This is a genomic window from Aeromonas sp. (genome assembly GCF_050252055.1).
GTDB classification, from domain to species: Bacteria; Pseudomonadota; Gammaproteobacteria; order Enterobacterales; family Aeromonadaceae; genus Aeromonas; species Aeromonas caviae.
On record NZ_JBFWLQ010000005.1, the window covers coordinates 183,456 to 197,104 of the forward strand.

Sequence of the window (13,649 nt, forward strand, 5' to 3'; positions counted from 1 at the left end):
GGCGCCATACGGTGCCGGTTGGCGGCATTGTACTGGCAATGGCGCAGATAAAACAGGTGGTGCGTCACGATACGAAGCGACGCCTGTCTTGCCAACTCCCGGCCATTGCACCTATAAAGACCCATTACTCTTGCCAGGATGACAACAATGAAGACCCATTCCGATGAATTGACCCTGTTTGTGGCGGTGGTGGAGGCGGGCAGCTTTCGCCAGGCGGCGGAGAATCTCGGCATGGATAATTCCGTGGTGAGCCGCGGCATCAAGCGCCTCGAAGAGAAGCTCGCCACCGTGCTCCTCAACCGCACCACCCGCCGGGTCAGCCTGACCGAGGAGGGGAGCTGGTTCTATCAGCGGGCGGTGAAGATCCTGACCGAGATGAGCGAGGCGGAAGGGTTGCTGCTGATGCGCCGGGAGCAGCCGGAGGGCATATTGCGGGTGGACGCCGCCACCCCCTTCATCCTGCATAGATTGGTGCCCATCATCGGCGAGTTTCGCCGCCGCTACCCCGCCATCGAGCTGCAACTGCACAGCTCCGAGGGCTTCATCAACCTGATGGAGCGGCGGGTGGACATGGCCATTCGCATCGGCGAGCTGACGGACTCCTCCCTGCGGGCCCTGCCGCTGGGCCGCTCGCGGCTGCGGCTGCTGGCCTCCCCCGACTATCTGAAGGCACGCGGTACCCCGCGCCAGCCGGCTGACTTGCTGGCGGGCCACGAGCTGCTCGGTTTTTTGCACCCCGATCACCTCAATCATTGGCCCCTATTGAGCGAGGAGCAGGGGGACAGGTTCGCCATCACCCCGACCCTGCGGGCCAGCAGCGGGGAAACCTTGCGTCAGCTGGCGCTGGCGGGGCAGGGGATCGTCTGCCTGTCGGACTTCATGACGGGGGATGACAGGGCGAGCGGCGCCCTGGTGGAGGTGCTGGCCCGCAGCAACAGCGGTGCCTCGCGCCCCATCCATGCGGTCTTCTACTCCGATGCCCAACGGGACATCCGGCTGCGGGTCTGGCTCGATTTCCTGAAAGAGCAGCTCGGCGCTGAAGCGTTGTAAAGGGCATGTCGACAGTTCCAACCCCTTCCCGGCCTCCCCCTCCACGAGGGGGAGGGGTTATTTTCTCCCACTCCTCAAGGGGAGGGGGCCGAGGGGCTTGCGAGCGCCAATAAAAGAGGCCGACATTGCTGTCGGCCTCTTTGCTTTTTTCATCTCAAGGACGCGTCGGTTACCCCATCACTCCTCTTCGGCCCAGCGGCGTGAGCGTTCCACCGCCTTCTTCCAGCCGCTGTAGCGCTTGGCGCGATCGTCGCGGTCCATCTGCGGGATGAACTCGCGGTCCACGCTGAACTTGTCTTCCAGCTCTTCAGAGCTCTTCCAGAAGCCGACTGCAAGGCCGGCCAGGAAGGCTGCGCCCATGGCGGTGGTCTCGATGCGGGTCGGACGCACCACAGGGGTGTGCATCATGTCAGCCTGGAACTGCATCAGGAAGTCGTTGGCCACGGCGCCGCCGTCCACCTTCAGGGCTGCCAGCTTGATGCCGGAGTCCTGCTGCATGGCATCCAGCACGTCGCGGCTCTGGTAGGCGATGGATTCGAGCGCCGCACGGATGATGTGGTTGCGGTTGGCGCCACGGGTCAGGCCGACCATGGTGCCGCGAGCATACGGATCCCAGTAGGGGGCGCCCAGGCCCACGAAGGCCGGTACCAGGTAGACGCCGTTGGTGTCGCCCACCTTGCTCGCGAAGTAGTCGGTATCGCGGGCATCGTGGATGATCTTGAGCTCATCGCGCAGCCACTGGATGGTGGCGCCGCCCATGAAGACCGCCCCTTCCAGTGCGTAGTTCACTTCCCCTTTCGGGCCGATGGCGACCGTGGTCAGCAGGCCGTTGCTGGAGCGAACCGGCTCGGTGCCGGTGTTCATCAGCATGAAGCAGCCGGTACCGTAGGTGTTCTTGGCCATCCCTTTTTCGAAGCAGAGCTGGCCGAACAGGGCGGACTGCTGGTCACCGGCGATACCGGCGATGGGGATGCGGGCGCCGCCGCCACGGGTTGTGTAGCCATAGACCTCGGAGGAGGGTTTGACTTGCGGCAGCATGGAGGCGGGGATGCCCAGCTCGTCCAGCATGCGCTCATCCCACTTCAGGTCGCGGATGTTGTAGAGCATGGTGCGCGAGGCGTTGGTCGGGTCGGTGACGTGCACCTCGCCGTTGGTCATCTTCCACACCAGCCAGGTGTCGATGGTGCCAAACAGCAGCTCGCCATTCATCGCCTTCTCCCGGGCCCCTTCCACGTTGTCCAGGATCCACTTCACCTTGGTGCCGGAGAAGTAGGCGTCCAGCACCAGGCCGGTGTTTTCGCGAACGTACTCTTCAAGGCCCCGGGCCTTGAGCTCTTCGCAGATGGCCGCGGTGCGGCGGCACTGCCAGACGATGGCGTTGTAGATGGGCTTGCCAGTGGCCTTTTCCCAGACGACGGTGGTTTCACGCTGGTTGGTGATGCCGATGGCGGCGATCTGCTCGCTGTGCAGGCCGCTCTTGGCCAGCACTTCGGTGAAGACGGAGGACTGGGTCGCCCAGATCTCCATGGGGTCGTGCTCGACCCAGCCCGCTTTCGGGTAGTGCTGGGTGAATTCGCGCTGGGAGGTCGCGACGATGTTGGCGTCCTGATCGAAGACAATGGCACGGGAGGAGGTGGTGCCCTGGTCCAGCGCAACGACAAATTTCTTTTCAGCAGACATGATGTTCTCCACGTTTTTATTTTCCACGTTGTTACACGTTGGGGAGGGCCGCTCTCAGGCGGCGGCCTCTTCTTTGTTAGACAGCTTGGCGGCTTCTTCGGTGGCGACGCGGTTGCCCGGGACGCAGGGAGCCAGCACTTTCACATACAGGGCGGTACCGATCTGGGCGCCGACGATGGGGCCAAGGATGGGGACCCAGAAGTAGGGGTTGTCACGACCACCGGTCAGGGCCACGTCACCCCAGCCAGCCACGAAGGCGAACAGTTTGGGGCCGAAATCACGGGCCGGGTTCATGGCAAAGCCGGTCAAGGGGCCGAGTGAGGCGCCGATCACCGCGATCAGGATGCCGATGAGCAGGGCGGCGGCGAAGCCTTTGGGGGCGCCGTTGTTGTTGTCACCCAGTGCCATGATGCCCAGCATCAGGACGGCGGTGATCACCATCTCGACCGCGAAAGCCTGCATGTTGGAGAGCAGGGCATTGGGGTAGGTGGAGAAGATGCCTGCGGTGCCGAGGCTCTCGACGCTGCCGCGCACCACGTTGTGGGTCAGCTCCCACTGGGTGAACAGGTTGCTGTAGAGGGCGTAGACCAGGGCGGCGGAGGCGAATGCCCCGGCTATCTGGGCGATGATGAAGGGCACCACCTTGCGCTTGTCAAAGCCGCAGAAGGTCATCAGCGCCAGGGTCACGGCAGGGTTGAGGTGGGCACCGGAGATGCCACCGGTGACATAGATGGCGATGGCGACACCCAGGCCCCAGGTAATGGAGATTTCCCATTGCCCGAAGTTGGCGCCAGCCAGCACCAGGGCGGCCACACAGCCGACGCCGAAGAAGATCAGCAGGCCGGTGCCGATAAACTCGGCGAGGCACTCGCCAAGCAGGGTATTGGGTCTTTGTATGCTCATAGTTGTTATTCCTTATATCCACCCACAGTAGGTTTGATGTTCCGTTTTGTTATCTTTCATTCCCATTCATTGCGCCCGAAAACGTTTCTTCTTGTTTTTTGAGCTTGCGCAAACGTTATGCTCGTTTGCGCTCGTTCTTGGACGAGAGAGAAAATAAACCTTCTGCGTCAATTCACCATACCCCCGCCACCGGAAATGTGGGCAAGATCCCATTCATTGCTAAGAAAATGTGACGAAAAGCAACAGTTGTCGGCCATATTACTCCTTAGTGAGTAGCCAAAAGCCACGCCATGCGTGGGCTGACCCTGGATGCGCGTTCACTCACTGCGTCACAATTTTTGTAATAAAACTGCAATAATTTAGCGCTCATCACAGATTAAATGTTCACAAATGAGCACAATAGGCTCGCTTGCGAATCAAGACGCGTCTGATCGCGGCATGAGCGGGGCGTCCTCAACCGCCCAGAACAACAATAAAAGGAAGCAGAACATGCTTAGTCTCTTCAGGCCTGCACCCCATATTGACCGGCTGCCGGCCGACAAGGTGGATCCCTTCTACAAACGCATGCGTTGGCAGGTGTTCTTCGGGATCTTCTTCGGGTATGCGGGTTACTACCTGGTACGGAAAAACTTCAGTCTGGCGATGCCCTACCTCATCGAGCAAGGCTTCTCCCGCGGGGATCTGGGTCTGGCCCTCTCCGGCGTCTCCATCGCCTACGGTCTCTCCAAATTCCTGATGGGGAACGTGTCGGACAGATCCAACGCGCGCTACTTCCTCTCCGCCGGTCTGCTGCTCTCGGCAGGCATCATGTTCATGATGGGGACCATGCATTGGGCTACCTCCAGCATTGGCATCATGTTCGTGCTCCTGTTCCTGAACGGCTGGGCACAGGGCATGGGCTGGCCCCCCTGCGGCCGTACCATGGTGCACTGGTGGTCGCAGAAGGAGCGGGGTGAGATCGTCTCGGTCTGGAACGTGGCCCACAACGTGGGCGGCGGCATGATAGGCCCCCTGTTCATCCTCGGCATGGGCTGGTTCAACGACTGGCGCAGCGCCTTCTATGTGCCTGCGGCGGCGGCGGCGGCCATCGCGGTGATCGCCTTCTTCGTGATGCGCGATACCCCGCAATCGGTCGGTCTTCCCCCCATTGAGGAGTACAAGAACGACTACCCGAAGGATTACAACGAAAGCCACGAGCAGGAGTTCTCCGCCAAGGAGATCTTCATGAAGTACGTGCTGCACAACAAGCTGCTCTGGTACATCGCCATCGCCAACGCCTTCGTCTACCTCATCCGTTACGGCGTGCTGGACTGGGCGCCCACCTATCTGAAAGAGGCCAAGGACTTCAGCGTGGATCACTCCTCCTGGGCCTACTTCCTCTATGAGTGGGCGGGGATCCCGGGCACCCTGCTGTGCGGCTGGATCTCCGACAAGATGTTCAAGGGCCGCCGCGCCCCGGCAGGCATCCTGTTCATGGTGCTGGTGACCCTTTCCGTGCTGGTCTACTGGTTCAACCCGGCGGGCAACCCGACCATCGACATGATGGCCCTGGTCGCCATCGGCTTCCTCATCTATGGCCCCGTCATGCTGATCGGCCTCTACGCCCTGGAGCTGGCGCCCAAGAAGGCGGCCGGTACCGCGGCGGGCTTCACCGGCCTGTTCGGTTATCTGGGTGGCGCGGTCGCGGCCAACGCCATGCTGGGCTATACCGTTGACCACTTCGGCTGGGACGGCGGCTTCCTGGTGCTCACCGTCTCCTGCGTGCTCTCCATCATCCTGCTGGCCATGACCCTCAAGCACGAGAACGAGTCGATTGCCGCCAAGGCGGCTGCCCATAAGGCATAAAACGTGATCCTGCCCTTATCGATTGGAAAAGGGATCAGGTACACTGCCAAAGGCCCCGCACCTGCCGGGGCCTTTTTTCGTCTCATCTGCGGAGTGCAAGCGTGAAGCAAACCCAACGACATCTGGAGATCCTGGACGTCCTGACCCGGCAGGGTTTCGTCTCGACCGACGATCTGGTGACCCATTTTGACGTCAGCCCCCAGACCATTCGCCGGGATCTCAACGATCTCGCCGAACAGAACAAGATCCGGCGCCATCACGGCGGGGCCTCACTGCATTCGAGCACCGTCAACACCGCCTACAGCGCCCGCAAGGTGATGCAGCTCAAGGAGAAGGAGCGCATCGCCCGGGAAGTGGCCGCCAATATCCCCGACGGCTCGTCGCTCTTTATCGACATCGGCACCACCACCGAGGCCATCGCCCGGGCCCTGCTCGACCACCGGGAGCTGCGCGTGGTCACCAACAACCTGAACGTCGCCAGCATCCTGACCGCCAAGGATGACTTCACCGTCATCATCGCCGGCGGCGAAATTCGCAACCGGGATGGCGGCATCGTCGGGGAGGCGACCCGCGACTTCATCGGCCAGTTTCGCATGGACTACGGCGTCATCGGCATCTCGGGCATCGACAGCGACGGCTCCCTGCTCGATTTCGACTATCACGAGGTGAAGATCGCCCAGGCCATCATCGCCCACTCCCGCCAGGTGTTCCTTGCCGCCGACCACACCAAGTTTGGCCGCAACGCCATGGTCAACCTCGGCAACCTCAACCAGATCCACGCCCTGTTCACGGATCAGGAGCCGCCGGAGAAGCTGATGCGCCTGATGTCCCAGCATCAGATCGCCTGCCATATCTGCTGAGCTTCCCCGCACAGGCATCAGGCCGCCTCGGGGCGGCCGCTTTTTTTCCTGCCTCCTCCCGGCTTGCGGCGTCTCCCTTGCGGCGTCTCCCTTGCGGCGTCTCCCTTGCGGCGTCTCCCTTGCGGCGCCTAAGCGGCCAGTTCCTGGCGCTGACACTCCTTCTTTGACCCCCTGATGTTGCCCCCGCACTCGGGCGCCAGGTTTGCACCGACGCTAGGCGCCTGCGAGGGATTCACGCCATCGCGTTCATCACCTTGCTTCATGGGCGCCCCCATCCGGGACTCTTTGTTCTCCTCCCTGCCCGAAATGGCTGTTTCCGGCAGACCTTAGCCTTACCAGGCCGTCACCGACTGGCAGCATTTTTAGCATTGTGAAAACAATCGCGATCACATTTCTCTCACGAAATGTTCGTTTATTGGTTTTTCATGTTCTAATATGAGCGAAATCAAACATTGCTGTCATGGCAAACACAAAATAAGAAAGTAGGTGAACATGAGCGAACATTATGATCTGGTCGTCGTCGGCGGCGGCATCAACGGGGTCGGCATCGCGGCAGATGCGGCGGGGCGGGGGCTGAAGGTGGCGCTGTTCGAGGCGAGCGATCTCGCCTCTGCCACCTCGTCCAACTCCAGCAAGCTGATCCACGGCGGCCTGCGCTACCTCGAACATTACGAATTCCGGCTGGTGAAAGAGGCACTGGCAGAGCGGGAGGTCCTGCTCGGCATGGCTCCCCACATCGCCCGTCCCATGCGTTTTCGTCTGCCTCATCGCCCGCACCTGCGTCCGGCCTGGATGATCCGAGCCGGTCTCTTCCTTTATGACAACCTGGCCAAGCGGGACAAGCTCAAGGGGAGCTGCGGCCTGCGCTTCCTGCCGCAGGACGGTCTCAAGAGCGGCATCAACAAGGGCTTTGAATACTCGGATGCCTGGGTCGACGACGCCCGGCTGGTGGTGCTCAATGCCATGCTGGCGCGGGACAAGGGCGCCGATGTGCAGACCCGTACCCGCTGCGTCAAGGCGGTGCGCGGATCCAAGCACTGGACCCTGACACTGGAGCGGGAAGGGGGCGAGCAGTTCACCGTCAGCTGCCGTGGTCTGGTCAATGCGGCGGGCCCCTGGGTCAAGACCTTCTATGACGAGAGCCTGAGCGAGAAATCCCCCCGCGGCATTCGCCTCATCAAGGGGAGCCACATGATAGTGCCGCGCATCCATGAGCGCGAAGAGGCCTACATCCTGCAAAACGAGGACAACCGTATCGTCTTCGTCATCCCCTACCAGCAGGACTATTCCCTCATCGGCACCACGGACGTGGAGCACAAGGGCAGCCCGCGCGAAGCCAAGATCAGCGATGCCGAGATCAACTACCTGTGCAAGGTGGTCAATGCCCACTTCACCAGGCAGATAAGCCCGGCAGACGTGGTGTGGACCTATGCCGGGGTGCGCCCCCTGTGTGACGACGAGTCCGATTCACCCCAGGCGGTGACCCGGGACTACACGCTCGAGCTCAGTGGTGAATCCGACGGCGCGCCGCTGTTGTCGGTGTTTGGCGGCAAGCTCACCACCTACCGCAAGCTGGCCCAGGCCGCCTGCAACAAGCTCAAGCCCTGGTTCAGCCAGATGGGAGAGGACTGGACCGCCAACAGCCGGCTGCCCGGTGGCGAGTTCGACTGCTCGGTGCGTGAACTGGCGCGAGCCTTTGCGCTGGAATTCGACTGGCTCGACGATCGCAGCGCCCTGCGCATCGCCGAATCCTATGGCGCTCATGCCCGCCTCTGGCTGAAGGAGGAGCGCGGCCAGCACTTTGGCGCTGGACTGTATGAATCCGAAGTGCGCTATCTCATCGCGCGCGAATGGGCCCACTCCCTGGAGGACATCCTGTGGCGCCGCAGCAAGCTGGGGCTGCGCCTGTCGGAATCCGAACAGCAGCAGCTCGGTGCCTGGCTGCTCGAACACCACCACGCCCTGCCCAAGGCCAGCTGATGACCCACGGCGGGCGGCCTTTGCCGTCCGCCGTCAAACTGCAATAAACCCCTGCTATAACAATTACCTGCATCCTACACACCATAACAACGAGATCTCTTGATGAAGCAACCTCACCGTACCCTGATAGCCCTTGGCCTCGGGGCTGCCCTGGCGCTGCCCGCACTGGCGGCCGACGAAGGCAAAATCGTGATCGCCCACCGTGGTGCCTCCGGTTACCTGCCGGAACACACCTTGGAATCCAAGGCCCTGGCCTATGGCATGGGCGCCGACTATCTGGAGCAGGACCTGGTGATGACCAAGGATGACCAGCTGGTGGTGATGCACGATCACTTCCTTGATGGCATCACGGACGTGGCCGAGCGCTTCCCCGGCCGGGCCCGCCCGGACGGTCGCTACTATGTGGTGGATTTCACCCTGGACGAGGTGCGCTCCCTGCGCATGACCGAGCCGTTCCAACTGGTGGACGGCAAGCAGGTGCCGGTCTATCCGGCGCGCTTCCCGCTGTGGAAGTCCAGCTTCAGGATCCACACCTTCCAGGAAGAGATCGAGATGATCCAGGGGCTCAACAAGAGCACCGGCAAGCACATCGGCATCTACCCGGAGATAAAGGCTCCCTGGCTGTTCCGCCACGAGGGCAAGGACATCTCCAGGGCGGTGCTGAACGTGCTCAAGGAGTACGGCTACACCAGCAAGAGCGACAAGGTCTATCTGCAGTGCTTCGATGCCAACGAACTCAAGCGCATCAACGGCGAGCTGATGCCCGCCATGGGCATGGATCTCAAGCTGGTGCAGCTGATGGCCGAGACCGACTGGAACGAGACCATGGTCTACGATGCCAAGGGCAAGGCAACCCCCTATGACTACGACTGGATGTTCAAGCCGGGGGCCATGAAGACCATCGCCACCTATGCCGAGGGAATCGGTCCCTGGAAACCCATGGTGGTGACCGAGCCGGGCACTCCCGGCAAGCCGGTCTTCACCGGCATGGTGAAAGAGGCCCACGCGGCCGGCCTCAAGGTGCATCCTTATACCTTCCGTCAGGATGAGGGGCAGATCCCGGCCTATGCGAAAGACTTCACCGACCTGCTCAACATCTTCCTCTACCAGGCCGATGTGGATGGGGTATTCAGCGACTTCCCCGACAAGGCGGTCGAGGCTATCAAGGCTCACGGTAAATAATAAAAGAAGAGCAACACGGGAATGCAAGCGGGGCCAGGTGCCCCGCTTTTTTGTGCCCGGCATTATCGCCGGGATGAAGGGCCGGATAAGGGGCCATGAGAGGGGGCAGAGAGATGATATTGAAACGGATGTGTGTAATTAAATCTTTACGATTTGGGGCTGGTTTGGCCTCGCGAGTCGCTACTTTTGAGTTGTTTCACTCTGTATTCTTGGTCATTTATCCATCTGTCAGCGTGCAAATACGCTAGTTTCACTTGATTGTTTGTTTTTCCTTGGTAAGGTGGGGGCGGTTGCGTAACAAAGCGCTGACTCGTGTAAACAAGAATGAACGGTCAGCGCCCTTGGCTTGAAACAGTAGAGAGAATGAGAAGATGCAAAGAGATCCCCTGAACAACATCCATATCCAGTCCGAACAAGTGATGATCACGCCTGCCCAGCTCAAGGAGAAACTGCCCATCTCCGATCGCGCGCTGGCATTCGTGCAAGGGGCCCGCAATACCATCGCCGACATCATCCACCGTCGCGATCACCGCTTGCTGGTGATCTGTGGTCCCTGCTCCATCCACGACATGGACGCTGCCAAAGAGTACGCAACCAGACTCAAAGCGCTGCATGACACCTATCAGGACTCTCTCTACATTGTCATGCGGGTCTACTTTGAGAAGCCGCGCACCACGGTCGGCTGGAAGGGCTTTATCAACGATCCGAACCTGGACGGCACCTTTGACGTGGAACTGGGTCTGCACCGCGCCCGCGAGCTGCTCTGCTGGCTGGCCGAGCTGGAGTTGCCGCTGGCGACCGAGGCGCTCGACCCCATCAGCCCGCAATACCTGGCGGAGCTCTTCTCTTGGTCGGCCATCGGTGCCCGCACCACCGAATCCCAGACCCACAGGGAGATGGCCTCTGGCCTCTCCATGCCGGTTGGCTTCAAGAACGGCACCGACGGCAACCTGGGCACCGCCATCAATGCGCTGCAGGCCGCTTCCAGCCCCCATGCCTTCATGGGGATCAACCAGCAGGGCCAAGTCGCGCTGCTGCAGACCCAGGGCAACCCGGATGGTCACGTGATCCTGCGCGGCGGCAAGCACCCGAACTACGACTCGGTCAATGTGTCGCTGGCGGAAGAGGCGCTGGAGAAGGCGGGCCTGCTGCCCGGTCTGGTGGTGGATTGCAGCCATGGCAACTCCAGCAAGGATCACCGGCTGCAGCCCAAGGTGGCTGACAACGTCATTCACCAGATCCAGGAGGGCAACCGCTCCATCATCGGGGTGATGCTCGAATCCAACCTGTTCGAAGGCAACCAGTCCAGCGAGCAGCCCAAGTGCGAGATGCGCTACGGCGTCTCCATCACCGATGCCTGCATCGACTGGGAGACCACGGATGCGCTGCTGGCCCGCTGCCACAGTCAGCTGGCGGCACCACTTTTGGCCAGAACATCGGCATAAGCCGTGGTATCTTGTTGTAACTGATTGAACCATCGAGGTATCACTGCCCACGCAGTGATACCTTGTTGCCTCTTGAATGACAGGGCGTCGCTGCGGGCGGCGCCAGTAGGGACTGGACATGGCGGAAGAGTTGAATGCCCTCAGGGACAAAATCGATGCGGTGGACAAGCAGCTGATTGATCTGCTGGCCGCCCGTCTCGCCCTGGTGGGGGAAGTGGGGGAAGTGAAAAGTCGGCACGGCCTGCCCATCTACGCGCCGGATCGGGAGGCGAGCATGCTGGCCCGCCGCCGCGCCGAGGCCGAGGCACTGGGGGTGCCGGGGGACCTTATCGAGGATGTGCTGCGCCGGGTGATGCGCGAGTCCTATATTCTGGAGTCCGCCAGCGACAAGGAGCACCACTTCAAGTGCATGAAGCCTGAGCTCGGCAAGGTGGTGATCATCGGTGGCCAGGGGCAGCTTGGGCGCCTGTTCGGCAACCTGTTCAGCCTCTCGGGCTACCGGGTCGAAACCCTGGGTCAGGCCGATTGGCCGCGCGCCGACGAGATCCTGCACGGCGCCGGGCTGGTGATGGTGGCGGTGCCCATCGACGTCACCTGCCAGGTGATCGACCGGCTCGGCAACCTGCCTGAGAACTGCCTGCTGGTGGACGTGACCAGCGTCAAGAGTGAACCGCTTGCCCATATGCTGGCGGTACACCAGGGGCCTGTGCTGGGGCTGCACCCCATGTTCGGGCCGGACGTGGCGAGCCTCGCCAAGCAGGTGATCGTCTGCTGTCAGGGGCGCGAGCCCGCCGCCAGCCAGTGGCTGCTGGAGCAGATGACCATCTGGGGGGCGCGTTTGCAGCAGGTGGAGGCCAGGGCCCACGACGAGGCGATGACCTTCATTCAGGCGCTGCGCCACTTCGCCACCTTCGCCTACGGCTGGCACCTCTCCCGGGAGCAGGCCAACCTCGACCGCCTGCTTGCCTTGAGCTCTCCCATCTACCGGCTGGAGCTGGCCATGGTGGGACGGCTGTTTGCCCAAGATCCCCATCTCTACGCCGACATCATATTGTCGTCGCCCCAGAACCTCGCGATGATCCGCCGCTACTACCAGAACTTCGGCGAGGCGCTGGGCCTGCTGGAGCGGGGCGACAGGGAGGGCTTCATCGAGGCCTTCAGCCAGGTCTCCGGCTTCTTCGGCGAGCGGGCGGAGGAGTTCCTGCGCGAGAGCCGCACCCTGCTGGCCCAGGCCAACGACCGTCGCCATCACGGCTGATGCACAAAGACATCCATATAAAAGGGGCCTGATGGCCCCTTTTTCATGTTTTTTGTGCTGCACCGATAACTACGGTAGATGAAAACACTGGTCTGGGCGTGAAATCGCCCTGTTTCATTCGGCAGGCGGTTGACGCAAGTCGGCGTCATGCCAGCCCAGCGGCAGGGTGAGCAGCTGATCGATCAGCTCCCGTCGGTCGGATTTCTCCAGATAGGCGAGGTAGAGCGGGCGGCTCAGGGATTGGCCCCCTTCCACCAGATGAAGCTGCCCCTGCTCCAGGAAGGGGCTCACCATGCGCCTTGGCAGGTAGGCGGCGCCGCCGTTGGCCAGCACGAATTGCAGGGCCATGCTGGCGGAGCTCGAATGCAGCACCGGGGTCTTCTGCAGGCTCTGCAATCGGCTCGATGGCGGTTCGAAGCTGGTGCCCCAGTCGAGATGAATGTGGGGCATCTGCATCAAGCTGTCGGCGTTTGCGGCCGGCTCCCGGCTCACCAGTTCGAACACCAGCTCGCCGATGGGGTGCAGGGCAATCTCGTCGATCTTGGTCGGCTCGGAGAGCAGGGCGAGATCGAGGGAGCGCTCCAGCAGCTGGCGACAGAGGTGCTCGCGGGAGGCCGTTTCGAGGCGCACCGCGAGGCCGGGGGCCAGGGCATAGACATGGTTGAGCCAGTCGTTGAAGTCGAGCTCCCAGAAGACGGCGGGGGCGCCGATGGCAAGCTGCTGGCTGAAACCGGGGGAGAGGGCCACGTCCTGCTTGGCGCGCCCCAAAGTATGCAGAATGGCGTCTGCGTAGGGCAGCAGACGCTCACCGGAGGCAGTCAGGCGGATGTTGTTGCGATGACGGGCAAACAGGCTGACCCCGAGTTGCTGCTCGAGCTGGCGGATCCGGAAGCTCACCGCCGACTGGGTCAGGTAGAGATTTTCAGCCGCCCGGCCAAAGTGCCGGGTCTTGCTGACCTCGATGAAGGTCCGAAGCAGCTCGGTATCCATTAATCGAGGGACTCGTCGCTGCCGCCACCGCCGCCTTCAAAGCTGCCACCCGCATCTTCATTGGCGCCGCCTGCGACGGTGCACAGACGGTGCACGCGCTTGGGACCAATCACCTTCAGGTATTTGAACCACACCTTGGCGTGGGGGTTGTTGCCGGCTGCGCCGGATTTGACCTGTTCGATAAAGGCACTTTCTACGTCATCGCGCGGGGCCAGGTTGCCCTGATAGAGCGCCAGCATCACGGTGCCATATTTTTCCAGACTGTCCGCTTCGGCCACGGTGAATTCGCCACTGCGACGCAGGCCACGGGGAAAATGTTTGAAGTCGTTGAAACGCTTGTCTGATTCGAAGCTCATAGTGCTCTTGTTCTGGTTAGTTTGACCTTTGCGGGCAAGTATCATCAGGCCGTCGCAGAGTGCAAAATCAATTTTCTTACTATGTTAATAAATATCTTTT

At 61.5% G+C, this 13,649-nt stretch carries 11 protein-coding genes; 7 read left to right on the plus strand and 4 right to left on the minus strand.

What is annotated here, in order from left to right; all coding sequences use genetic code 11:
* The first annotated feature begins 147 nt into the window (after positions 1-147).
* Positions 148-1,050 (plus strand): LysR family transcriptional regulator, encoded by a 903-nt coding sequence (locus AB7E19_RS10980; RefSeq protein WP_041212776.1) that lies wholly within the window; start codon positions 148-150, stop codon positions 1,048-1,050.
* A 177-nt stretch (positions 1,051-1,227) separates the two neighbouring features.
* On the opposite strand, the gene glpK is transcribed toward AB7E19_RS10980, so the two are convergent.
* Together glpK and AB7E19_RS10990 are read right to left on the minus strand one after the other, a co-directional pair.
* Positions 1,228-2,730, minus strand: a complete 1,503-nt coding sequence (glpK, locus tag AB7E19_RS10985; protein WP_010674229.1) for a glycerol kinase GlpK — start codon at positions 2,728-2,730, stop codon at positions 1,228-1,230.
* Between the two features lie 54 nt (positions 2,731-2,784).
* Positions 2,785-3,633: an MIP/aquaporin family protein gene (locus AB7E19_RS10990; RefSeq protein WP_039038615.1), complete on the minus strand. Its 849-nt coding sequence runs from the start codon at positions 3,631-3,633 to the stop codon at positions 2,785-2,787.
* Between the two features lie 489 nt (positions 3,634-4,122).
* On the opposite strand from AB7E19_RS10990, the gene glpT reads away from it, so the two are divergent.
* From glpT to tyrA, 6 genes are all read left to right on the plus strand, one after another.
* Entirely contained in the window at positions 4,123-5,478 is a 1,356-nt protein-coding gene (glpT, locus tag AB7E19_RS10995; protein WP_319859305.1) for a glycerol-3-phosphate transporter, read from the plus strand.
* A gap of 101 nt (positions 5,479-5,579) precedes the next feature.
* Positions 5,580-6,338, plus strand: a complete 759-nt coding sequence (locus AB7E19_RS11000) for a DeoR/GlpR family transcriptional regulator (protein WP_010674233.1) — start codon at positions 5,580-5,582, stop codon at positions 6,336-6,338.
* 492 nt (positions 6,339-6,830) lie between these two features.
* Positions 6,831-8,318, plus strand: a complete 1,488-nt coding sequence (glpD, locus tag AB7E19_RS11005; protein WP_045525385.1) for a glycerol-3-phosphate dehydrogenase — start codon at positions 6,831-6,833, stop codon at positions 8,316-8,318.
* Between the two features lie 102 nt (positions 8,319-8,420).
* Complete coding sequence (glpQ, locus tag AB7E19_RS11010) at positions 8,421-9,500, plus strand: glycerophosphodiester phosphodiesterase (RefSeq protein ID WP_039038618.1); 1,080 nt, start codon at positions 8,421-8,423, stop codon at positions 9,498-9,500.
* 371 nt (positions 9,501-9,871) lie between these two features.
* A complete protein-coding gene (locus AB7E19_RS11015) occupies positions 9,872-10,945 on the plus strand; it encodes a 3-deoxy-7-phosphoheptulonate synthase (RefSeq protein ID WP_322131072.1) in 1,074 nt (357 codons plus the stop codon).
* Positions 10,946-11,063: 118 nt separating this feature from the next.
* Positions 11,064-12,203 carry a bifunctional chorismate mutase/prephenate dehydrogenase gene (gene tyrA, locus AB7E19_RS11020; protein ID WP_322131073.1) on the plus strand — a complete coding sequence of 380 codons (1,140 nt, stop codon included), beginning with the start codon at positions 11,064-11,066 and terminating at the stop codon, positions 12,201-12,203.
* A 114-nt stretch (positions 12,204-12,317) separates the two neighbouring features.
* On the opposite strand, the gene hdfR is transcribed toward tyrA, so the two are convergent.
* Both hdfR and AB7E19_RS11030 read right to left on the minus strand, forming a co-directional pair.
* Entirely contained in the window at positions 12,318-13,193 is an 876-nt protein-coding gene (hdfR, locus tag AB7E19_RS11025; RefSeq protein ID WP_039038620.1) for an HTH-type transcriptional regulator HdfR, read from the minus strand.
* Positions 13,193-13,549 carry a DUF413 domain-containing protein gene (locus tag AB7E19_RS11030; RefSeq protein ID WP_010674239.1) on the minus strand — a complete coding sequence of 119 codons (357 nt, stop codon included), beginning with the start codon at positions 13,547-13,549 and terminating at the stop codon, positions 13,193-13,195. The genes hdfR and AB7E19_RS11030 overlap by 1 nt, the downstream gene beginning before the upstream one ends.
* Positions 13,550-13,649 lie beyond the last annotated feature (100 nt).

Excerpts from the sequence above, each read along its gene's own strand:
- AB7E19_RS10980 (WP_041212776.1), top strand. The coding sequence starts at position 148 with ATGAAGACCCATTCCGATGAATTGACCCTGTTTGTGGCGGTGGTGGAG.
- glpK (WP_010674229.1), bottom strand. The coding sequence starts at position 2,730 with ATGTCTGCTGAAAAGAAATTTGTCGTTGCGCTGGACCAGGGCACCACC.
- AB7E19_RS10990 (WP_039038615.1), bottom strand. The coding sequence starts at position 3,633 with ATGAGCATACAAAGACCCAATACCCTGCTTGGCGAGTGCCTCGCCGAG.
- glpT (WP_319859305.1), top strand. The coding sequence starts at position 4,123 with ATGCTTAGTCTCTTCAGGCCTGCACCCCATATTGACCGGCTGCCGGCC.
- glpD (WP_045525385.1), top strand. The coding sequence starts at position 6,831 with ATGAGCGAACATTATGATCTGGTCGTCGTCGGCGGCGGCATCAACGGG.
- glpQ (WP_039038618.1), top strand. The coding sequence starts at position 8,421 with ATGAAGCAACCTCACCGTACCCTGATAGCCCTTGGCCTCGGGGCTGCC.
- AB7E19_RS11015 (WP_322131072.1), top strand. The coding sequence starts at position 9,872 with ATGCAAAGAGATCCCCTGAACAACATCCATATCCAGTCCGAACAAGTG.
- tyrA (WP_322131073.1), top strand. The coding sequence starts at position 11,064 with ATGGCGGAAGAGTTGAATGCCCTCAGGGACAAAATCGATGCGGTGGAC.
- hdfR (WP_039038620.1), bottom strand. The coding sequence starts at position 13,193 with ATGGATACCGAGCTGCTTCGGACCTTCATCGAGGTCAGCAAGACCCGG.
- AB7E19_RS11030 (WP_010674239.1), bottom strand. The coding sequence starts at position 13,549 with ATGAGCTTCGAATCAGACAAGCGTTTCAACGACTTCAAACATTTTCCC.